17 protein-coding genes are annotated in these 21,977 nt (G+C 69.6%); 16 read left to right on the top strand and 1 reads right to left on the bottom strand.

Annotation, left to right across the window (positions count from 1 at the left end; all coding sequences use genetic code 11):
- Positions 1-96 precede the first annotated feature (96 nt).
- Both VG296_RS23685 and VG296_RS23680 read left to right on the top strand, forming a co-directional pair.
- Positions 97-3,981, top strand: coding sequence for a Kelch repeat-containing protein (locus tag VG296_RS23685; RefSeq protein ID WP_325569228.1), 3,885 nt, complete (start codon positions 97-99; stop codon positions 3,979-3,981).
- Positions 3,982-4,068: 87 nt separating this feature from the next.
- Complete coding sequence (locus tag VG296_RS23680; RefSeq protein ID WP_325569226.1) at positions 4,069-4,821, top strand: GntR family transcriptional regulator; 753 nt, start codon at positions 4,069-4,071, stop codon at positions 4,819-4,821.
- A gap of 24 nt (positions 4,822-4,845) precedes the next feature.
- Here the strand turns inward: VG296_RS23680 and VG296_RS23675 are convergent, their stop codons facing one another.
- Positions 4,846-5,787: a zinc-dependent alcohol dehydrogenase gene (locus VG296_RS23675; RefSeq protein WP_325569224.1), complete on the bottom strand. Its 942-nt coding sequence runs from the start codon at positions 5,785-5,787 to the stop codon at positions 4,846-4,848.
- Positions 5,788-6,070: 283 nt separating this feature from the next.
- On the opposite strand from VG296_RS23675, the gene VG296_RS23670 reads away from it, so the two are divergent.
- The 14 genes from VG296_RS23670 to VG296_RS23605 all read left to right on the top strand — a co-directional run.
- Positions 6,071-7,045, top strand: coding sequence for an ABC transporter permease (locus tag VG296_RS23670; RefSeq protein ID WP_325569222.1), 975 nt, complete (start codon positions 6,071-6,073; stop codon positions 7,043-7,045).
- Between the two features lie 3 nt (positions 7,046-7,048).
- Positions 7,049-9,097, top strand: a complete 2,049-nt coding sequence (locus VG296_RS23665) for a dipeptide/oligopeptide/nickel ABC transporter permease/ATP-binding protein (protein ID WP_325569220.1) — start codon at positions 7,049-7,051, stop codon at positions 9,095-9,097.
- Positions 9,094-10,203 carry an ABC transporter ATP-binding protein gene (locus VG296_RS23660; RefSeq protein WP_325569218.1) on the top strand — a complete coding sequence of 370 codons (1,110 nt, stop codon included), beginning with the start codon at positions 9,094-9,096 and terminating at the stop codon, positions 10,201-10,203. The genes VG296_RS23665 and VG296_RS23660 overlap by 4 nt, the downstream gene beginning before the upstream one ends.
- Entirely contained in the window at positions 10,200-11,870 is a 1,671-nt protein-coding gene (locus VG296_RS23655; RefSeq protein WP_325569216.1) for an ABC transporter substrate-binding protein, read from the top strand. The genes VG296_RS23660 and VG296_RS23655 overlap by 4 nt, the downstream gene beginning before the upstream one ends.
- 19 nt (positions 11,871-11,889) lie before the next feature.
- Positions 11,890-12,558 (top strand): ThuA domain-containing protein, encoded by a 669-nt coding sequence (locus VG296_RS23650; protein ID WP_325569214.1) that lies wholly within the window; start codon positions 11,890-11,892, stop codon positions 12,556-12,558.
- Positions 12,555-13,346: a sugar phosphate isomerase/epimerase gene (locus VG296_RS23645; RefSeq protein WP_325569212.1), complete on the top strand. Its 792-nt coding sequence runs from the start codon at positions 12,555-12,557 to the stop codon at positions 13,344-13,346. The genes VG296_RS23650 and VG296_RS23645 overlap by 4 nt, the downstream gene beginning before the upstream one ends.
- Positions 13,343-14,341, top strand: coding sequence for an NAD-dependent epimerase/dehydratase family protein (locus VG296_RS23640; RefSeq protein WP_325569208.1), 999 nt, complete (start codon positions 13,343-13,345; stop codon positions 14,339-14,341). Before VG296_RS23645 ends, VG296_RS23640 begins: the two co-directional genes overlap by 4 nt.
- On the top strand, positions 14,338-15,378 hold the full coding sequence (locus VG296_RS23635) for a Gfo/Idh/MocA family oxidoreductase (RefSeq protein ID WP_325569205.1): 1,041 nt from the start codon (positions 14,338-14,340) through the stop codon (positions 15,376-15,378). The genes VG296_RS23640 and VG296_RS23635 overlap by 4 nt, the downstream gene beginning before the upstream one ends.
- A complete protein-coding gene (locus VG296_RS23630; RefSeq protein WP_325569203.1) occupies positions 15,375-16,127 on the top strand; it encodes a GntR family transcriptional regulator in 753 nt (250 codons plus the stop codon). Before VG296_RS23635 ends, VG296_RS23630 begins: the two co-directional genes overlap by 4 nt.
- A 49-nt stretch (positions 16,128-16,176) precedes the next feature.
- Positions 16,177-18,180, top strand: a complete 2,004-nt coding sequence (locus tag VG296_RS23625) for a primary-amine oxidase (RefSeq protein WP_325569201.1) — start codon at positions 16,177-16,179, stop codon at positions 18,178-18,180.
- Entirely contained in the window at positions 18,177-18,932 is a 756-nt protein-coding gene (locus tag VG296_RS23620) for a sugar phosphate isomerase/epimerase (protein WP_325569199.1), read from the top strand. Before VG296_RS23625 ends, VG296_RS23620 begins: the two co-directional genes overlap by 4 nt.
- Positions 18,929-20,062 carry a Gfo/Idh/MocA family oxidoreductase gene (locus VG296_RS23615; protein WP_325569197.1) on the top strand — a complete coding sequence of 378 codons (1,134 nt, stop codon included), beginning with the start codon at positions 18,929-18,931 and terminating at the stop codon, positions 20,060-20,062. Before VG296_RS23620 ends, VG296_RS23615 begins: the two co-directional genes overlap by 4 nt.
- Entirely contained in the window at positions 20,059-21,081 is a 1,023-nt protein-coding gene (locus VG296_RS23610; protein ID WP_325569195.1) for an SIS domain-containing protein, read from the top strand. The genes VG296_RS23615 and VG296_RS23610 overlap by 4 nt, the downstream gene beginning before the upstream one ends.
- 12 nt (positions 21,082-21,093) lie before the next feature.
- The coding region (locus VG296_RS23605; protein ID WP_325569193.1) for an N-acetylglucosamine kinase at positions 21,094-21,977 on the top strand (884 nt) is incomplete at its 3' end.

Here is a 21,977-nt window from a genome sequence, read left to right as displayed (position 1 = left end):
CGCCCGAAGGCGGCCAACCCACCCGCAGAGACTCAGGGGAGCCACATGTTCCATGTCTTTCACAACGGCCGTGCCACGCCAGGGCGAGCCGGCGTCGTGTCGGTCCTCTCCGCCGCGACACTGGCCCTGCTCGGCGTCCCGGCGCAGGCCGCGACCGGCAGCACGGTATCGAACGCGGCGGGCTCGTCCTCCGGCGCCGCCCCCACGTATCAGTCCGTTTGCAACGCGCCGAAGCCCGGCACGTTCTCCTGCTTCGCAATGCGCCGTACGGACGTCAAGCAGTCCGCGCACACGCAGACCGCCGCGACCGCCCCGGCCGGGTACGGGCCGACCGATCTACAGGGCGCTTATTCGCTTCCGTCGAACGGCGGATCAGGGCAGACCATCGCGATCGTCGATGCCTACGACGATCCCACCGCCGAGGCCGACCTCGCGACCTACCGCCAGCAATACGGCCTGCCCGCGTGCACCACCGCGAGCGGCTGCTTCAGCAAGGTCGACCAGCGAGGCGGCACCCAGTACCCGCCCGCGAACGGCAGTTGGGACGGGGAGATATCCCTCGACCTCGACATGATCTCCGCGACCGCCCCGAACGCCCACATCCTGCTCGTGGAGGCCGACGACGAAAGCGACACCAACCTCGCCGCGTCCGTGGACGAGGCCGTGGCCCTGGGCGCCAAGTTCGTGTCGAACTCGTACGGCTCCAACTACACCTCAACCCCCGGCTCCGGCGAAGACCCCTCCGAGACGACCACTCTCGACGCCTACTACAACCACCCCGGCGTCGCCGTCGTCGCCTCCTCAGGCGACTCGGGCTACGGAGTGGCCTACCCGGCGGCCTCGCAATATGTCACGTCCGTCGGCGGTACGAGCCTGACTTCGGCCACGGGGACCGCTCGCGGCTGGTCGGAGGCGGCGTGGTCCGGCGCCGGTTCAGGTTGCTCGCTCTATGAGCCCAAGCCCGCCTTCCAGCACGACACCGGATGCGCCAACCGCGCGGTCGCCGACGTCTCCGCCGTCGCGGACCCGGCCACCGGCGTGGCGGTCTACGAGAGCGGCGCGGGCTGGGGCGTCTACGGCGGCACCAGTGTGGCCTCGCCGATCATCGCCGGTGTCTACGCCGACGCCGGGGCCCCGACCGCGGGCACCTACCCCAACTCCTATCCGTACGCGGCCGGCACCGGCCTGAACGACGTCACCACCGGCAACAACGGCGGATGCACGGTCGGCTACCTGTGCAACGCCGTGACCGGCTACGACGGCCCGACCGGCCTGGGCACCCCCAACGGACTCCAGGCGTTCCGCACCGGCCCGCACGGCGCACTGACCGGCACCGTCACCGACCGCACCGGCTGGAAGCCGATCGTCGGAGCCACCGTCAGCGACGGGACCGACGTCACGCACACCGACGCCCAGGGCCGCTACACACTCGCGCTGCCCGCCGGGAGCCTGAACCTCAGCATCACCGCATACGGATATGCGACGGGCACTGCGAACCTGACCGTCGCCGCGGGCGCCACCAGCACGAAGAACTTCAGTCTGACGCAGGTGCCGAGCGAGATCGTCTCGGGCACGGTGACCGACGGCTCCGGCCAGGGCTGGCCGCTGTACGCGAAGGTCAGTGTCAGCGGCGACCCGAACGCCGTGTGGACCGACCCGCACACCGGCCGCTACTGGCTGACGCTGCCTCAGAACAGCGACTACACCCTCGATTTCGCGCCCGCCGCCCCCGGCTACGACGAGGTCACCAAGACCGTGCGCGTCGCCCGGACCCCGCTGTTCGTCGACGCCGCCGCGAGCGCCGATCCGTGGACGGCCACCGCCCCCGGCTACAAGCTCAGCCTGACCGGGCCGACCGAGACCTTCGACTCCACCACGTCCGCGCCGTCCGGCTGGAGCGTGGTCAACGCCCCCGGCACCTCCGGCGGCTGGCAGTTCAACGACCCGGGAAGCCGAGGCAATCAGACCGGTGGCGCCGGAGGATTCGCCATCGCCGACAGCAACTCCTACGGGTTCAGCAGCAACTTCAACACCTCGCTGGTCACCCCGGTGTACGACTTCACCGGCGACACCCGGCCCGAAGTCGGCTTCGACTCCATGTGGACCGACAACCCGTACTACGAGTCCTTCGATGTGCAGGCCAGCGACGACGGCGGGACCACCTGGACCACGGTGTGGACGCCCGATCTCAGCAGCGGGGACTACGTCCTCAACGATGCCCACTTCGACGTTCCGCTCACCGCGTACGCCGGGAAGTCATCGGTCCAGCTGCGCTTCCAGTACACCGCGCACGGCGCCTGGTACTGGGGTATCGATAACGTCTTCGTCGGACAGCGCGACTTCACGCCCACCCCGGGCGGCCTGGTCGTCGGCACGGTGCAGGACGCCAACACCGGCCACGGAGCGGTCGACGCGACGGTCACCGACCAGAGCGACACGTCCGTGCAGGCAAAGACCGTCGCAACCCCGGAAGACCCGTACCTCGGCGACGGCTACTACTCGCTGTTCGTGCCCGGAACAGGTAAGCACGTCCTGACCGCCGCCAAGTTCGACTACATCAGCACGACGCAAACAGTGAACGTCCGGGCCAACAGCGCCACGCCGGAAAGCTACTGGCTCAAGGCCGGGCAACTTCAGGTAGAGCCTGGATCGATCGCGGCGTCCGTCAACCTGGGCGGGCGCACGAGCAGAACGCTGACGGTCACCAACACCGGCAGCGCACCGGCCACGCTGCGGATCGGCCAACAAGCCGACGCGTCCACACCGAGCACTGCAAGCACGACCCAGAGCGCGCCCCTCCAGCGCATCGCCGGCACCTACCCGATGGGCCACGTCGGCGGAACTCCCACGACTACTCCGGCAGGCACTCCGGCAGCCACTCCATCCGCCGCGCCCTCGGACAGTGCTTGGCAGAACGCCCAGAGCCTGCCGGCGGCCATGATGGACAACGTCGCCGACGCCTACGACGGCAAGATCTACGCAGGGTTCGGCGACTCCGGACTGTCCTTCGGCGCCCCGGCCCCCGGCAACCTCTACGTCCTGGATCCGACGGCCGGCACGTGGACCCAACTCGCCTCGGCGGCGGACAGCCATGAGGCGCCGGGCCACGGCATCATCAACGGCAAGCTCTACGTCGCGGGCGGCTGGGCCCCCGACGGCACGGTCGATCCGAAGCTGGAAATCTACGACGTGGCCGGCAACACCTGGACCACGGGCGCCGCGGACCCCGCACCCTACGCGGGCTCTGGGAGCGCGGTCCTCGACGGCAAGCTCTACCTCGTCGGCGGTTGCGGCGCGAGCACCTGCGGAACCACCGACGCTTCCGTCTACGACCCGGCCACCGATACGTGGAGCCAGATCGCCGCCTACCCCGAATCGATCGCCTGGACATCTTGCGCCGGCATCGAAGGCAAGCTCTACTGCGCAGGCGGCACCGACAACAACGGCGACAACATCCAACACACCTACGTCTACGACCCGTCCACCAACGCCTGGTCCGCGCTGCCGAACATGCCGGTCCCATTGTGGGGCGCGGCGTACGCGGGAGCGAACGGCATGCTGGTCATCTCCAGCGGCGTCACCACCGGAAGCACGCTGACCAACCAGGGCGTCGCCTACGACCCGCAGACCGACACATGGAGCGCGCTGCCGAACGCCAACTCCGCCGGCTACCGCGGCGCCGGCGCGCTCGGCTTCTACAAGCTGGGAGGTACCCCCGGCAGCCTCATCCCGAGCGCGGTCGTGGAATACCTGCCGGGATACGCCGTGGACCCGGGCGCCAGCGTCCCCTGGCTGGCCGAGAGCACCACGCAACTGACTCTGCGCCCCTACCAGCGGGTGACCGTCACCGTCACCCTGGACACGAGCGCCTCGCAGATCACCCAACCCGGCAGCTACGGCGCCGAGCTCGTGTTCGGCAGCAGCACCCCCTATGCCCTCCCATCCGTCCCGGTGACGCTGACGGTCAACCCGCCCGCGTGATCACCCCGCTTGAGTCCATGGTCTGAGCTATCGTTGGCTGCGCTGTTTCTCTTTGTTCTCTGCTGGTTAGGGCATAGGGGCCCATACATGAGTGAGTCCCGCGCGATCGCGGGCGGCGTTATGCCGGGATATCCAGAGCCGCTGTGGGTTCAGGCGGCCAACCTGATCCGCGGCGAGATCGACGCGGGTGTGCTCAAGCGCGGTGCCCGGCTGACGCCCGAGCGCGAACTGTGCGAGCAGTTGGGCATCAGCCGGGTGACGCTGCGCCGCGCGCTGCGCCAACTGGTCGAGGAGGGCGTGCTCAGCGCGTCGCACGGCCGGGGCTGGTACATCACGAAGGCCGCGTCGAAGAAGGAGTGGCCGAACCGGCTCGAGTCGTTCAGCGAGACGGCGGCCCGGATGGGTCTGCGGACCCATTCGACGATCGTGCGCGCGGAGTCGAGCGCGGCCAGCTTCGACGAGGCCGAGCAGTTCTCCATCGCACCGGGTACGGCGCTGTTCCGGCTCGAGCGCGTCCGCTTTCTGGAGGGCGTGCCGACCGCGCTCGATCTGACGATCATTCCGCTCGGCCTGGTGCCGGATATCGCAGAGGTCGACTTCGCGGTGCGCTCGCTCTACGCCACGCTGACCGCGGCCGGGATCGAGCCGGCCCGCGCGGACAGCACCATCGAGGCGGGAAAGGCCGACGAGCGCACCGCGCGGCTGCTCCGGATCGAAGTCGGCGATCCGCTGCTGATCATGTGGCAGCTCGCGCTGGGCGAGCGGCGGGAACCGCTGTTCGTCTCGACGATCCAGTACGTCGGCGAGCGCTACCGGCTGCGCACCTCGTTCACCCGGTAGGCCGCGTTCGGCGAGTCCTCCGAATCAGGGAACGAGGACACCCTTGACGAAGTCGGGGCCCGCCGCGCGCATCGTACGGAACGCCTCGTCGACCTGGCCGAGGCCGAACCGGTGGGTGATCAGCGGCGCGTAGCTGAAGCGACGCGCGGCGATCAGATCGAGCACGTCCGCCATGGCGGCGAGCATCCGCCGACGGTCCGGGCAGAAGCCGTTGACGATCGTGGCGCCCTTGTACCAGAGTTCCATGTCCATCTTGGCGTCGCCGGTGTGGTGGTAGCCGACCACGCACAGCGTGCCGAACGGGCGGACCAGGCTTCCCGCCGTGCCGAGCCCCGGGGTCACGCCCGTCGCTTCGAGCACGAGGTCGAAGCGCGCCTCGGTCTCGCGCGTTCCGGTCCGGAACCGTTCCGGCACGTCGTCGGGGCCGAAGACGAGGTCCGCGCCGAGGGCCAGCGCGCGGGCCCGACGCGCGGGGTCGGGGTCGACCCCGACCAGCAGCCCGGGGGCGTGCCGAGCAGCGAGTTGCACCAGGCCGAGCCCCATGAATCCGAGGCCTGTCACGGCGACGCGGTCCCCGGCGCCGATTCCGGCCCGGGACAAGGCCTCCTCCAGGCACGCGACGGGTTCGCCGAGCGCGAGCGCCGGTTCGACGCCGCGCGGGATCGGCAGAATCGTCGCAGCGTCCAGGACGGCGAGAGTCGCGAACCCGTCGCCGCCTAAGCCGGTGACGAGATCACCGACCGCCCAACGCCCGGCTTCGCGTCCGGTGGCCACGACGCGGCCGGCTATCTCGTGCCCGAGCCGCACCGGCGGCTTCGCCGCGTCGTGATTGAGCCAGGCCCCGAGATCCGAGGTGCACACGCCGCACGCCAGCACTTCGACGAGGACTTGGCCCTTGCCGGGACTCGGGTCCGCGACGTCGACGATCTCTGAGGTACCAGGCCCGACCAGTCGGCTGATCTTCATCCGGAGCTCCTGTCCGCGGAACGGGGCGACCGGGCCAGTGTAAGCCAGTGGTTCTATGTGGTTCTAGGTGGTACTGGCCAGTAGCCCATTCGGGGTGGCGCTGATGACAGGCCGCCAAGCACCCGGTCAGCCCACCTGCATCGGATTTATGCCTGGTTCCGACGGAAATCGCTCTCTAGACAGCGGCCCGGTTCGTATCTATCGTGTCGGCAACTGGTATTTAACTGGCATGCCGAGGACTGCTGTTCGAGGCGACGCGGAGCGGTACGAGGGAGTGTGAGATTTGCGTACCATCGCCAGAAAGGCCGGCTTCTACCTGCTGACCGCGTGGGCGGCCATCAGCCTCAATTTCCTGATTCCACGCATCATGCCGGGTGATCCCGCGGACAACCTGATCAACGAGTTCCACGGCAAGCTGAGCCCGTCCGCGGTGCACGCGCTGCGGGTGCTGTTCGGCCAGACCGGACAGAACCTGTGGCAGCAGTACCTGAGCTACTGGCACAGCGTCTTCACCTTCGACTTCGGCACCTCGTACGCCTACTACCCCTCGTCGGTGAGCAGCGTGCTCGGCCAGAGCATGTACTGGACGCTGATCCTGATCACGATCTGCACCGTGCTCGGCTTCGTCATCGGCACCGCGCTGGGCGTGCTGGTCGGCTGGAAGCGCGGCACCTGGCTGGACTCGCTGATCCCGGTCACCACGTTCCTGTCCTCGATCCCCTACTTCTGGTTCGCGATCATCATCGCCTTCGTCTTCGCGATCACGCTGAACTGGTTCCCGTTCTCCGGGGGATACGCGGTGACCGAGACGATCGGGTTCAACGGCGGGTTCATCGTGAGCGCCATCGAGTACGCGGTGCTGCCGGCCGCCACGATCGTGGTCGCGTCGCTCGGCGGCTGGCTGATCAGCATGCGGAACATGATGGTCACCACGCTGAGCGAGGACTACGTGCGGCTGGCCGAGGCGAAGGGCCTGCCGCGGCGCCGGGTGGTGTTCACCTACGCGGCGCGCAACGCGATGCTCCCGTCGCTGTCCGGCTTCGCCATGTCGCTCGGGTTCGTGGTCGGCGGCTCGATCGTGACCGAGGTGGTCTTCAACTACCCCGGTCTCGGCACGGTGCTGTTCAAGGCCGCCCAGGCCGCGGACTACCCGCTCATGTCGGCGATCTTCCTGCTCATCACCGTCCTGGTGCTGATCGCCAATCTGCTCGCGGACGTCGCCTACGTCTTCCTCGACCCCAGGACCCGGGAGAGCTGACCCATGGCCCTGCAATCCGCCACGCTCGCCGAGTCGGAGTCCGGCGAGTCCGTCGAATCCCGCAACGGACTCCGGCGCCGGCTGCTGCACTCGCCGCTCACGCTCACCGGCCTGGTCATCACGCTGATCTTCGTCGTCCTGGCGATCATCGGCCCGTGGATCTCGCCGTACGACCCGTCCGCCGTCAGCGATGCCGCGCTGGCGGGGCCGTCCGCCGCGCACTGGCTGGGCACCACGCAGAACGGCCAGGACGTGTTCTCGCAGATGCTCTACGGCGCACGGGCATCGATGATCGTCGGTCTCGGCGCCGCCGTGCTGACCACGGTGCTGTCGGTGCTCGTCGGGGTGACGGCGGGGTATCTCGGCGGGATCGGCGACGAGGTGCTTTCGCTGCTGGCGAACGTGTTCCTGGTGCTGCCCGGCCTGCCGCTGACGATCATCCTGGCGGCCTACCTGCCGCACACCGGCAACGCCGGGATCATCCTCGTCATCACGGTCACCGGCTGGGCCTGGGGAGCCAGGGTCCTGCGAGCGCAGACCCTGAGCCTGCGCAAGCGGGACTTCGTGGAGGCGGCCCGGGCGACCGGCGACCGCACCTCGCGCATCATCCTGCGGGACATCCTGCCGAATCAGGTCGCGGTGATCGCCGCCGCGTTCCTCGGCACGGTGACCGGCGCCATCCTGACCCAGGCCAGCCTGGCGTTCCTCGGTCTGACCGACGTGACGCAGTGGTCGTGGGGCACGATCCTCTACTGGGCGCAGGTCAGCAGCGCATTGCTGACCGGCTCGTGGTGGTGGTTCGTGCCCGCCGGTCTGGCGATCGCGCTGCTCGGCACGGCGCTCTCACTGGTGAACTTCGGCATCGACGAGTTCATCAATCCGCGATTGCGCCAGGCCGGCATCGGCACGAAGAAGGCCCAGCGCGCGCAGGTGAAGCGGACCCGCCGCAGCCTCCGCCGTCGCGCACGCCGCGAACGAGCCGAACGGCCGACACGCGCGCCGTTCACGTCGGAGAGCACCGACCTCATCCTCGACGTGCGCGGACTCAAGGTCGACTACCTCAGCGGCAATACCCGGACACCAGCGGTCGACGACGTCTCGTTCGCGCTGCGGCGCGGCGAAGTGCTCGGCATCGCCGGCGAGTCCGGCTCCGGCAAGTCCACGCTGGCCTACGCGATCGCGCGGATGCACAAGCCGCCGGCGCAGATCTCTGACGGCCGGATCATCTACACGAACCCTGACGGTTCCACCGTGGACGTGCTCGGCATGAGCGACGCCGAACTGCGCGAGTTCCGCTGGGAAGAGCTCTCCATCGTCCTGCAGTCCGCGATGCACGCGCTCAATCCGATCCTGCGGATCGGCGTGCAGATCGAGGACGTGATCATCGCGCACCGGCCGCGGATGTCCTCGCAGGAGCGCGCGGCACGCATCCTCGAACTGCTCGCCATCGTCGGAATCCCGGCGGACCGCGCCAACTCCTACCCGCACGAGCTATCGGGCGGCATGCGGCAGCGCGCGATGATCGCCGTCGGCCTGGCACTCGACCCCGAGATCATCGTCATGGACGAGCCGACCACCGCGCTCGACGTCGTCATCCAGCGGCAGATCATCGAGAAGATCGTGGAGCTGAAGGACAAGCTCGGCTTCTCCGTCATCTTCATCACGCACGACCTCTCGCTGCTGATCGAGCTGTCCGACACGATCGCGGTGATGTACGGCGGCAAGATCGTCGAGAAGGCGGCGGCCGACGAGTTCTACCGCAACGCGCAGCATCCGTACAGCCGCGGGCTGCTCAACTCCTTCCCGACCCTCGGCGGACCGAAGCGGGAGCTCACCGGGATACCCGGCTCCCCACCCGACCTGCGCCGGCTGCCCGACGGCTGCGCCTTCCAGCCGCGCTGCCCGGTCGCGGTCGACGAGTGCCGGTCCACGATGCCGCCGCTCTACCGGATCACCTCGTCGACGGGTGAGAGCTCCGAGGCGGCATGCCTGCTGTACGCGGCGGCGCAGAGCACGCGGGAAATGAGCGAGGACGGAGCCCGGGCATCATGACTGTCACAGATCTCGTAGACGCGACGCAGCCGACGGTCGGCGACGAGCCGGTGCTCGAGGCCGTCGACGTGACCAAGCATTTCACCGTGCACGGCCTCCGCGTCGGCCGTGGCACGCCACGCGTCGTGCACGCCGTGGACAACGTCTCGCTGAAGCTGTACGCCGGACGGATCACCGCGCTCGTCGGCGAATCCGGCTCCGGCAAGTCGACGCTCGCCCGGCTGCTCGCCCAGCTCCATCCGCTCACCAGCGGGGAGATCCGTTTGCACGGCGTCGCCACGCACGCGACGCACGGCCGTTCGTTCCGTGAGTACGCCCGCCGGGTGCAGCTGATCCTGCAAGACCCGTTCTCGTCGCTCAACCCCGTCGCCACCATCGCGAAGACCCTGCACCGCGCGGTCGCCATCCACCACCCCGGAAAGCGGCGCGCGGAGCGCACGAAGATCATCGATGACCTGCTGACCCAGACGAATCTGGTGCCGCCGCGTCAGTTCACTGAGAAGTTCCCGCACGAGCTGTCCGGCGGGCAGCTCCAGCGCATCTCGATCGCCCGCGCGCTGGCGGCCGGTCCGGAGGTGTTCCTCGCCGACGAACCCGTCTCCAGCCTCGACGTCTCCATCCGCCTCGGCATCCTCAACCTACTGCGACGCCTCACCGAAGAGCGCCGCGTCGCGATGCTCTACGTCACACACGACATCGCCTCGGCGCGGTACTTCGCCGCCGAAACGGCCGTGATGTACGCCGGTGAAGTCATCGAGTCCGGACCGTCCGAGGCCGTCACCCAGCAGGCGGCGCATCCGTACACGCAACTGCTGATCGCCTCGGCGCCCGACCCCTCGCGGACCGGCAAGTCGGCCGTGCGCGACATCGGGCAGCCGCCCAGCCTGATCGACCCGCCATCCGGCTGCCGCTTCCATCCGCGCTGCCCCTACGCCTGGCAGCGGTGCTCCACGGAGGCACCGCCCGCCTTCCCCCTGTCCGAAGACGCGAACCACACCGCGCGGTGCTGGCTCTACTCGGACGATCCGCAAGCGCCAGAGAAAAGGGCGGCCAACGCCCGTGCCATCCGGAAAGTCACCGACTCAGAAGGAGAAGACGCAACGTGACCACATGGCAGCTGCCTACCGCTTCGGGACTCACCAGACGCGGCGCCATCCTGGGCGCCCTGGCGGGCGCCGGCTCCCTCGCCCTCGCCGGGTGCGGGACGAGTTCCGGTTCCAAGTCCAGCGGCGGCGTCTTGAACGTCGCCGGCCAGTCCGACAACCTCACCCGGGTGTTCAACCCGTTCCTACCGAACACCGCGCAGGGACTGACATACACCAACCAGAGCTCGGGCGGCTTCATCTACGAGCCGCTCGTGCAGATCAACTCGGTCAACATCGGCGACGACCTGCCATGGCTGGCCAAGTCCTGGAAATGGTCGAATAACAACAAGACGCTGACATTGGAGCTGCAGTCCGGGGTGAAGTGGACCGACGGCAAGCCGTTCTCCGCGGACGACGTCGCCTTCACCTACAACCTGCTGAAGAAGTACCCGGCCGTCAACGTCGCCGGCATCGTCTTCGACACGATCACGGTGAACAGCCCGACCGAGGTCGTGCTCGACTTCAAAGAGGGGTCCGAGCAGTTCTTCGCCAACATCGTCTCGGCCCCGATCGTCTCCCAGCACCTCTGGGCGTCGGAGGATCCGACCAAGTACACGGACGAGAATCCGGTCGGCACCGGCCCGTTCAAGCTCTCCACGTTCTCCCCGCAGAGCTTCCTGCTGGCGCGCAACGACGACTACTGGCAGACACCGGCGGCGATATCAGGGCTGCGCTTCATCGCCTACTCCGACAACGAGAGCATGACCAACGCGCTCGTCGGAGGCTCGGCGGACTGGGGCGGCACTTATATCGCCGACGCCCAGAAGACGTACCTGGACCGCAGCGCGAACAACCACTACTGGGCGCCGCTGGCCGGCACCGACGGCCTGATCCCCAATCTGGAGCGCTGGCCGCTGAGCGATCTCGCCGTACGGCAGGCGATCAGCGCCGGGATCGACCGCACGCAGGTCGGCGCGGCGAGCGGGTCGCCGCCGTGCACGAGCGTGACCGGCCTGCCGATGCCCGCGTACACCTCGTTCATCGCGCCGCAGTACAAGAACGCGAACTTCACGCAGGACACCGCGAAGGCCAAGCAGATCATGACGGGCGCCGGCTACACCATGGGCTCCGACGGCTACTACCAGAAGGGCGGCAAGCGGGTCGAGTTCTCGGTCAGCTTCCCGTCCTCGTACACCGACATCGCCTCGCGCTGCCAGGTGCTGGTCTCGCAGCTGAAGACCATCGGCATCAAGTTCAACATCGCCACCACGACCGTCAACGACATCAATACTCTGACTGCCACCGGGGACTTCGACTCCACGATGGGCTACCCGGTCAGCCCGCCGCCGGACGCGTTCGAGTTCTTCCAGAACACGATGGACCCGAACACGTACTACCCGATCGGCCAGGCCACACCGACCTACGAGAACATCGAGCGCTTCCAGAACGCCGAGGCCAAGGCGCTGTTCCAGCAGTACCCGAACGCCACCTCGGACGCCGAGCGGCAGCAGATCCTGAACCAGATCGAGACGATCTTCGTCGAGAACCTGCCGTGGATCCCGATCTTCTACTGGGGCAGCTACGGCAACTGGAGCACCGCCAAGGCCACCGGATTCCCGACCCCGCAGGACCCGTATTTCAGCCCGGTGCCCAACCCGGTCGTCGCGCTGCGGCTCAAGCCGGTCTGATCTTCCCAGGAGCAAGCGCATGTCCAGAGCGATGGTCATCGTCAACGGCGATGACATCCACCACGACCTGATCGCCGCCGCCTCGGTGTTCCAGCAGCTCGGGGTCGAGGCCGGGTTCGCCGCGCGTCGGGCGATGGGCCTCAACCGCTTCGTCGACCCGCGCCCGGAGACCGCCGAGAACGACGTCTACCTGCTCTACACGGCCGGCGGCGAGTTCGCCACCGCGCAGCAGCAGGCGTTGGCCGACGCGGTGCGGGCCGGAAAGGGACTCGTCGGCGTGCACGGCGCGAACATCCTCGGCTGGCGGGGCGACGGACTCGACCCGGCGTACCGGCCGTTCTTCGGGCTGCTCGGCAATCGCTACCTCTCGCACGGTCCCGGCCATCACGAGGGCCGGCACGCCATCGAGATCGTGGCCGAGCACCCGATCACGGCCGGGCTCGACGACTTCGAGCTCTTCGACGAGTACTACGAGTTCGAACTCGCCGACGACGAGGTGACCGTGCTCGCGCAGCGCCGCCGCGCGGACGGAGTAGCGATACCGGTGCTCTACGCGCGGGAGTTCGGGGCCGGTCGGGTGGTCTATCTGGCGCTCGGCCACGACATGCGCTCCTGGGGCGAGCCGCCGGTGCGTGCGCTGGTCCGGCAATCGCTGCGCTGGGCCGCCGGCATTCAGGAGGATTCATGACAGCGGACATCGGCGTGATGATGTACACGGTGCTCGACGAGGCGCACGCCGACCTCGAGGGCACGCTGGAGCGCCTGGCGGGCCTCGGCTTCGCGGGCGTGGAGACCTACGGACTGGTCGAGCAGTTCGGCCCGGCCCGGGTTCGGGACGCGATCGCGTCGGCGGGTCTCACCCTGACCAGCGCGCACACGCCGTTCCCGGCCGGGGACGGGGCAGAGGCGATCCTCGACGCGAATCAGGAGCTCGGCGCCGAGATCCTCGTGTGGAGCATGGAGCGCGAGGAGTTCGACTCGCCGGACACGATCCGGCGCGGCGTCGAGCGGGTGAACGAGGCCGCCGAGCGAGCGGCCGCGCGTGGGATGCGAATCGCGTACCACAACCACTTCGCGGAGTTCGGCAACGTCTTCGACGGCCGGCAGGCATACGACGTGCTGCTGGACGAGCTCGACGATCGCGTGCTGGTGGAGCTCGACGCGTACTGGGCCACGATGGGCGGCGCCGACCCGGCCGAAGTGCTGGCCAGGCTCGGGGACCGGGTGCGCCTCGTCCACGTGAAGGACGGGCCTGCGGTCAGCTACCAGGACGACGTCATGGTGCCCATCGGCGAGGGCCGGATCGACTGGGCCGACGCCCTGGCCACGCCCTCCGGCGTCCAGTGGCACATCGTCGAACTCGAACGACTGCACATCAGCGCGTTCGAGGCCCTGCGGCGCAGTTACGACTACCTGGTCGGCAGCGGCATCTCGCGCGGCACCGTCGAATCGGCCGTTCGGGGGCAGCGCTCGTGAAGAAGATCCTTTTCCTCGGCGGCGCCGGCCTGATCGGCTCGGCCGCCGCCGCCGAGGCGGTCGCCCAAGGCGCGAGCGTCACGATCGTGACCCGTTCGGAGCCGAAGCGGGCCGTCGCGTCGGGTGTCAGGCAGCTGCGTGCCGACGTTCGGAGTGCCGACCAGCTGCACGCCGTCCTCGGCGGCGAGGAGTTCGACGCGGTCGTCAACTGGGTCGGGTACGTTCCCGACGACGTGCGCGACCACCCCGGGCTGTTCACCGGGTCCGCTGGTCAGTACGTGTACATCAGCACGTGCTCCGTGTTCGCACGGCCGGCGCACCTGCCGATCACCGAAGCGAGTCCGCGGCGCCAGCCGGTGTTCGGCTACGCACGCGACAAGATCGCCTGTGAGCTGCTGCTGGAAGACGCCTACCGCACCTCCGACTTCCCGCTGACGATCGTGCGGCCGGGCCACACCTACGACCGCACGGCGATACCGCTGCTGTCGGGGTGGACCGCGATCGAACGCATGCGCGCCGGGCGGCCCGTGGTCGTGCACGGCGACGGCACCTCGCTGTGGCCGCTCATGCACGCGCGCGACTTCGCGCGGGCCTTCGTTCCGCTGCTGGGTCTCGGCCACGCGACCGGCGAGAGCGTCAACATCGTCGGCTGGGAGATCCTGACCTGGGACCAGATCCACCTGGCGCTGGCCGCCGCGGCGGGCGTGCGAAAGCCGCTGCTGCGGCACCGGTCGAGCGAGTCGATCACAGAGCACGTACCCGGCTGGCGGGACGTGCTGGAGCACGACTTCCGGCACTCGATGCTGTACGACACCGCGAAGCTGCGCTCGCTGGTGCCGGGTTTCGCGCCGAGCGTGTCCTTCTCGGACGGCGCGCGCGAGATCCTCGAGTACCACGACGCGGATCCGGAACGGCAACGTACTGATGTTGAGTTGAACCGTGCCTTCGATGCCTTACTCGGGACCGAAGACACTCGGCGAAAGGAAAACCCGTGATCGGCGTCGGCCTCATCGGCTCGGGATTCATCAGCGCCACCTACGCGGAAGCGCTGCAGGACGTGCGCAACGCGGAGCTCGTCGCCAGCTACTCCCGCACTCCGGCGCGCGCCGAGGCGTTCGCGGCGCGGTGGGCGCCGGAGGCCTCGCGCTACGACGACATGGCGGCGTTGTGCGCCGACCCGCGCGTCGACCTCGTGGTCATCGCGCTGCCGAACGAGGTGCACCTCGAGGCGGTGCGGATCGCGGCCTCGGCGGGCAAGGGCGTCGTGTGTACCAAGCCCTTGGCACGCACCGGAGCCGAGGCCGCCGAGATGCTGCGCGTGGTGCGTGAAGCAGGGGTCTGGCACGGATACGCGGAGAGCTCGGTCTTCTCCCCCAACATCGCCAAGGCGCACCAGATGCTCTCCGCCGGAGCCATCGGCGACCTGCTGACCATGCGCGCTCGCGAGGCGCACTCGGGGCCGCATGCGCCGCACTTCTGGGATGCCGAGACCGCCGGCGGCGGCGCGCTGCTGGACATGGGCTGCCACACGATCGAATCGGCACGGCACTTCTTCGGCAAGGAGAACCCGATCGTCGAGGTCTTCGCGTGGGGCGCCACCCTGGCGCACGCCGACAAGACCACCGGCGAGGACACCGCGATCGCGCTGCTGAAGTTCGCCGGCGGGCAGCTGGCCACGGTCGAGTCCTCGTGGATCGAGAAGGGCGGTATGCAGTTGCGTCACGAACTGGTGGGGAGCGCGGGACGCCTGGTGACCGACACTTCCTCGACTCCGGTGTGGGGCTTCATCGAGCACCCGGCGGGCTACCTGGTGGAGAAGGCCGACTCCGACACCGGCTGGGTGTACCCGGTGCCGGAGGAGGCCCGCGCGTACGGCTTCAGCCAGGAGATGCGGCACTTCGTGGACTGCTTCGCCCGCGGCGAGGTGCCGGTCGAGACCTTCGAGGACGGCCACGTCGTCAACTGCGTCCTCGATGCCTGTTACGCCTCCATGAAGTCGGGCGTGTGGGAGAAGGTCCAGGTGCGCGAGTGATCACGCGAGACAGGTCCCTCGCGTCCGGATACCCCGAACCGCTGTGGGAGCAGGCCAAGGCCGCGCTGCGAAACCGCATCGCGGCCGGCGAGCTCAAGTCCGGCTCGCGGCTGCCTCCCGAGCGGGAGCTGTGCGGCCTGCTCGGCATCTCCCGGGTGACCCTTCGCAGGGCACTGACGGCGCTGGTCGAGGAGGGCGTGCTGCGCTCGGCCCACGGCCGGGGCTGGTACGTCGCGCAGAGCGAGCGCAAGGAGTGGCCGAACACCCTCGAGTCGTTCACGGAGACGGCGCACCGGATGGGGCTCGTGCCGACCTCGAAGGTGCTGCGTTGCGCGTCGGCCGCCGCGACCCTCGACGAGGCCGAGGCGTTCCAGATCGCGCCGGGAACTCCGCTGCACCGCGTCGACCGGGTCCGGATGCTCGACGGCGTGCCGATCGCGGTGGACGAGTCGCTGGTCCCGGCCGACGTCGCCGTCGGCTTCGACGACGTCGACTTCACCACCCGTTCGCTCTACGACACGCTCACCGAACTCGGCTTCGAACTGGCCCAGGCCGATACCACCATCGAGGCACGCTCGGCGGACGCCGCTCTCGCCGAGCACCTGGACATCGCGCCGGGCACCCCGGTCCTCGAGATGCGGCAGATCGTGCGGGACCGCAACGGCAGACCTCTGCTGTCCTCGGTCATCCGGTACGCCGGCGACCGCTACCGGCTGCGCACCTCGTTCCTGCGGGGCGCCGGCGTATGAGAGCCCTAATAGCGCGGAGAACCCCGCCCCTCGCAGCCAAGGAGTCCCCGTGACGCCATCGACATCGACGCCTGAGATACGGCCGCACGGCGCGCCGCCCGCCTCCCTCGCCGCGGCGCTCGCCTCGCCGCGGGCCGACGAGATCACCGCGAGCGCGGCCGTGCTGCGCCGTGCGGGATTGCTCGGTCCGGACATCCATGTCTCCTACTTCGGCCTGCTCGACCAGGACAAGCGCGAACTGCTCGCCGGCTCGATCGCGGCCCGACGCTTCCGCGCGATGCTCATCGACCTGCGCTCCGGGGCGTCCTGGGATGTGGTCGTGTGCCCGGCCGAGGATCGGATCGTCGCGAACCGCGAACTCGACGTCGCGACCGAGGGGCACGTGCCGGTGGTGCTCGCGGAGTTCGCCCTGGTCGAGCCGATCGTGCACCGCGACGAGCGCTGGCTGGCGGCCATGCGCAAACGGGGCCTGACCGACCTGTCGCAGCTTCGTGTCAACCCGCTGTCGGCCGGGGCGCCCGGTGAGGGGGAAGCCGGCCTGCGCCTGCAACGGTGCTTCACCTTCGTGCAGAAGACCCCCGACGACCTCGGCTGGGCTCACCCGGTGGACGGCGTGACCGCGATCGTCGACGTGGTGGCCCGCGAAGTGCTCGACGTGATCGACTACGCGGACCTTCCCGTCCCCGCCGAGGACGGCAACTACCACGACCCGGCCTGGACGGGCCTGCCCCCGCGCGCCGGCCTGAAGCCCATCGAGATCACCCAGCCCGAGGGCCCGAGCTTCACGATCGACCGCGACGGCGTCGTGAGCTGGCTCGGCTGGACCTTTCAGGTCGGTTTCGACCAGCGCGAAGGCCTGGTGCTGCGCAACATCGCCATCGACGACGCGGGCGCCCGGCGCCCGGTCCTCTACCGCGCCTCCATCGCCGAGATGACCGTCCCCTACGGCGACCCGAGCCCGCAGCGCTGGTTCCAGAACTTCTTCGACTGCGGCGAATACCTGCTCGGCGGCTTCGCGAACTCACTGGAACTCGGCTGCGACTGCGTCGGCGAGATCACCTATCTCGACGTCGTGCTGGCCGACAGCGCCGGCGATGCGCGCGTCGTCCCGCAGGCGATCTGCATCCACGAGGAGGACGCGGGCATCCTGTGGAAGCACACCGACAACTGGAACGGCTCCTCCGAGTCCCGCCGCAACCGCCGCCTGGTGGTCTCCTTCTTCGTCACCGTCGGCAACTACGACTACGGCTTCTACTGGTATTTCACCCTCGACGGCGCGATCGAACTGGAGGTCAAGGCGACGGGGGTGGTGTTCACCTCGGCCCACCCCGGACCAGGGTACGAATTCGCCTCCGAGCTGGCGCCCGGCCTTGGCGCCCCATACCACCAGCACCTGTTCAGCGCCCGGCTCGACATGATGGTCGACGGCGTGGACAACGCCGTGGACGAGGTGGAGGCGGTGCTCGTGCCGCGCGGACCGCGCAATCCCACCGGCAGCGGATTCACCCAGGCCGTCACGCGGCTGCGCACCGAATCCGGCGCACAGCGGCTCGCCGACAACACGCGCAATCGATCCTGGTTGGTGACCAATCCGTCGGTGACCAACCGGCTCGGCGGCCCAGTGGGCTACATGCTGCATCCCGAGGGCAGGCCCGTGCTGCTGGCGGACGAGGAGTCGGACATCTTCCGACGTGCGACGTTCGCCACCAAGCACCTGTGGGTCACGCCCTACGCGCCGGACGAGAACTATCCCGCGGGCGACCTGGTGAACATGCACCCGGGCGGTGCGGGACTGGCGGCCTGGACCGCGGCGGACCGCGACGTCGACGGCACCGACATCGTCCTCTGGCACACCTTCGGGCTCACCCACTTCCCCCGCCCCGAGGACTGGCCGGTCATGCCGGTCGACTCGACGGGATTCGTGCTCAGACCGTACGGCTTCTTCGACCGGAACCCGACGCTGGACATCCCGGCGAGCATCGGTGACCACTGCCACCCGACCGGGCACCACCGCGAGCCCGGTCACCACGACCACGAAGGGAGCACGGCATGACCGCCGCCGCAACCCCGCTGGGTATCCAGCTCTACAGCGTCCGCGACGACATCGGACCCGGCCATCTCGACGGCACGCTCGCGCGGCTGGCCGCGCTCGGCTTCACGCACGTCGAGCCGTACGACATCCTCAGCGACACCGAAGGCCTCGCGGGAGCGCTGCGTCGCAATGGCCTGTGGGCCACGACCGCGCACGCCGACGTCGTCAACCTCGACGAGATGGCGATCCTGGACGCCGCCTCGCGGCTCGGGGTCGAGACGGTGATCGTCCCCTGGGTCGAGTCGGACAGCATCGCCGACCGCGCGGGCGTCGAGAAGCTGGCCGAGGCGATCAACGCCTCCGCCGGACGTGCCGACGAGTGCGGCATCCGGATCGGCTATCACAACCACGACTTCGAGTTCTCGCTGAAGATCGACGGCGTTTCCGCCTACGAGGTGCTCGTCGACCTGCTCGACCCGCGGGTCGTTCTGGAGCTGGACGTGTACTGGGCCGGCGTCGGCGGCGCGGACGTCTTCGAACTGCTGCCGCGGCTCGGCGACCGGGTCCGCTACCTGCACGTCGTGCACGACCGCGAGCCGGGCAACGAACGGCCGGTGCTCGGCGTGGACGCGACCGGCCGGATGGGCGAGGTCCTTGCGCTGGCCGCCGAATCGCTCGAGTTGCCGGTGATCGAGGTCGTCTCCCACCACAGCGACGTCTTCCCGCTGGTCGAGAGCAACGCCGCGTACTTCCGCCAGTTGGTGGGCGCATGAGCGCGGCTACTGACCCGACGCGCGTCGCGATCATCGGTGCGGGCAACGTCTCCGACGAGTACCTGCGTGCACTGACTTCCTACCCTGATCTGACCGTCACTGCCGTAGCGGATCTCGATACGGCGCGGGCGCAGGCGCAGGCCGAGAAGTACGGCGTGGCCGTCTCCGGCACCGCGACCGAGATCCTCAACCGTGACGACGTCGATCTCGTCGTCAACCTCACGATCCCCGCCGCGCACGCCGAGGTCGCACTCGCCGCGATCGAGGCGGGCAAGCATGTGTGGAGCGAGAAGCCGCTCGGCCTCGACCGGAAGAGCGCGCGCTCCGTGCTCGACGCGGCGAACGCACGCGGCGTCGTCGTCGGCAACGCGCCGGACACCATCCTCGGCCCGGCGATCCAGACCTCCCACCGGCTGCTCGCCGGAGGAGCGATCGGAGCAGCCAGAACCGTGCTGACGCTGATGCAGGGGCCCGGCCCCGACGCCTGGCACCCGCGGCCGCAGTTCCTGTTCGCCAAGGGCGCCGGGCCGCTGTTCGACATCGGCCCCTACTACGTCAGCACCCTGGTTCAGCTGCTCGGACCGGTCGTGTCGGTCTCCGCGGTCGGTCAGACGCCGCGGGCCGAGCGGGTCATCGGTTCGGGGCCGGAGGCCGGAACCAGCTTCCCGGTGGAGGTCTCCACCCATGTCAGCGTGCTGACCACGTTCGCGTCCGGGGTGGTCGGCACCTCCGTCTACAGCTTCGACTCACCGGTCCAGCGCCAGCTTTTCGAGGTCTCCGGCGCGGACGGCACCCTGGAAGTCCCGGTCAGCGGCTTCGACGGTCCGACCCGGCTGCTCCAGGACGGCGGCGACGACGGCGATTGGCGCACCGTGCCCGCGGAGGGCGTGCCGAGCGGCCGCGGCGTGGGCGTGCTGGAGATGGCCCGGGCCGTCCGGGCCGGCGAGCGGCCGCGCGCCAGCGGCGAACTCGCGTACCACGCCCTCGACGTCATGCTCTCGATCGAGGATTCGATCGCGGCGTCCGGCGCGACGGTGACGATCGAGAGCAGCGCGCCGCTGGTGCGGCCGATCCCGGTGGAGTGGGATCCGACCGCGCGGACGACCGAGAACCGAACGGAGCAGAAGTGATCGACGGCTACCTCAGCTACGCGGCCGCCCGCGCCACCCAGGCCGAGAGGCTCACCGAGGCGATCGGCGGGCTGGTCGGCTCGGTCGGCCGCTGGGCCGGGCGCGGCGCGCTCGCCGGACCCGGACCGGTGTTCGTCGGCATCGGCGCGAGCCTGGCCGCGGCCGCCGCCCCGGTATGGGAGCTGCGTAGCCGGGGCGTGCACGCCTGGCGGCTCGGCGCGGGGGACCACCCGATCCCGTACCCGTCCAGCCCGCACCCGATCTTCGCGGTCTCGCAGTCCGGCCGCAGTTCGGAGACGCTCGCCGTTCTCGAATCGATCGAGCAGAGCGGGCGCTTCGCGGTCGTGAACGTCGCGCGCTCCCCCATCGCGAACGCGGCCTCGAACGTGCTGGACCTCGGGAGCATCCCGGACAGCTACGCGTCCACGATCGGATACACGGCCACGGTCGCGGCCCTCGGGATCCTGGCCGAGGCCTGGGACGGCGGACGTATCGCAGAGAGCTGGTCCCGGCTGGGCGACACGTTCGCCGCCACCGAGGAGCGGCTCACCGAGCAGTTGCGCTCGCTCGCGCCGCTGTTCGCCGATGCCACGTCCGCGGACTTCGTCGGCACGGGACGGTCGGTCGGCACAGCCGAGGCCGGTGCGCTACTGTTCCGCGAGGTCGCGCGGATCCCGTCGACGGGCATGAGCACCCGCCAGTACCTGCACGGCTCGATGGAGTCGGCGGGCGGCGGCGTGCACGTGATCTTCGGCGAGGACGGGGAGCACGCGGTCGCGCGGACGCTCGCCGACGCCGGGCATCCGGTGATCCTGGTGTCCAGCGAGCGGGTCGAGGCGGGCCCGCTGCTGCATCCGGTGACGGTGCCGCGACTGCGTCCGGCGCAGAGTGCGATCGTCGAGATCCTGATCGCCCAGATCCTGGTCGAGGCGGTCGCCGAGGTGCGCGGCGTCAACGTCGAGGAGTTCGTCTTCACCAGCACCGATGCCAAGGTGCCGGCCGAGCGGTCGAGCGTTTGAGGATGGAGGAGTATGAAGGTTCTGATCGGCGCGGACGTCGGCGGCACCAAGATCGCGATCCGGGTGGCGGCGGCCGACGGTTCCACGCACAGCGACGCTGAGTACCCCGCCGACGGCTGGGACGCCTCGCCGGTCGACGACGCGGCGCGCTGGCTGCTGGACCGGCTGCTGCGCGCGGCGCCGGGCGGGGGCGAGATCGCCGCCGTGGGGATCGGCGCTCAGGGCTGCGACACGCAGGAGCACTGCACGAAGCTCGCCGCCGCGATCGAGGCGCACGGCGTGCCCGCGACGGTGGTCAACGACGCCGCGCTGCTGATCCCGGCCGCCGGGCTGGCCGGCGGCATCGGCGTCATAGCCGGGACCGGTTCGATCGGCGTCGGCGCGGATCGCGCCGGGGCCGTGCTCTTCGCCGGCGGCTGGGGCTGGGTGCTCGGTGACGAGGCGAGCGCACCGGGAATAGTGCGCGAGGCGACGAGGGCGGCGTTGGCGGACTACGACGAGGGGGGCGCGGACGACGGCCTGCTCTCGGCGCTGCTGGCCCACTTCGCCGTCCCCGATCCGCCGTCCCTCGCACGCGCCGTGAACGACGAGCCGACGCCCGAGAACTGGGGGCCGGCAGCCCCTGCCGTCTTCCGCGCGGCCGACGAAGGCTCACCGCTCGCGCGCGGTGTCATCAACGAGGCGGCCCACTCGCTGCAGGTCCTCGTCACGCGCCTGGTCGAGCGCGGCGCCGTCGGCGAGACGGTCGTGGCCGCGGGCAGCGTCATCGTCCACCAGCCGCGTCTCGCGGACCGGTTCCGCGCTTACCTGGCGCGTGCGCATCCGGGGCTGGAACTGCGCGTTCTCGACGTACCACCGGTCGCGGGCGCGATCTCGCTGGCCCGAGATCGCGCCCG

Origin of the sequence: Actinospica sp. (assembly GCF_035552695.1) — a bacterium.
Taxonomy (GTDB): domain Bacteria; phylum Actinomycetota; class Actinomycetes; order Streptomycetales; family Catenulisporaceae; genus Actinospica.
Note: the sequence above shows the minus strand (reverse complement) of the source record. Positions and strands in the feature narration are given on the sequence as shown.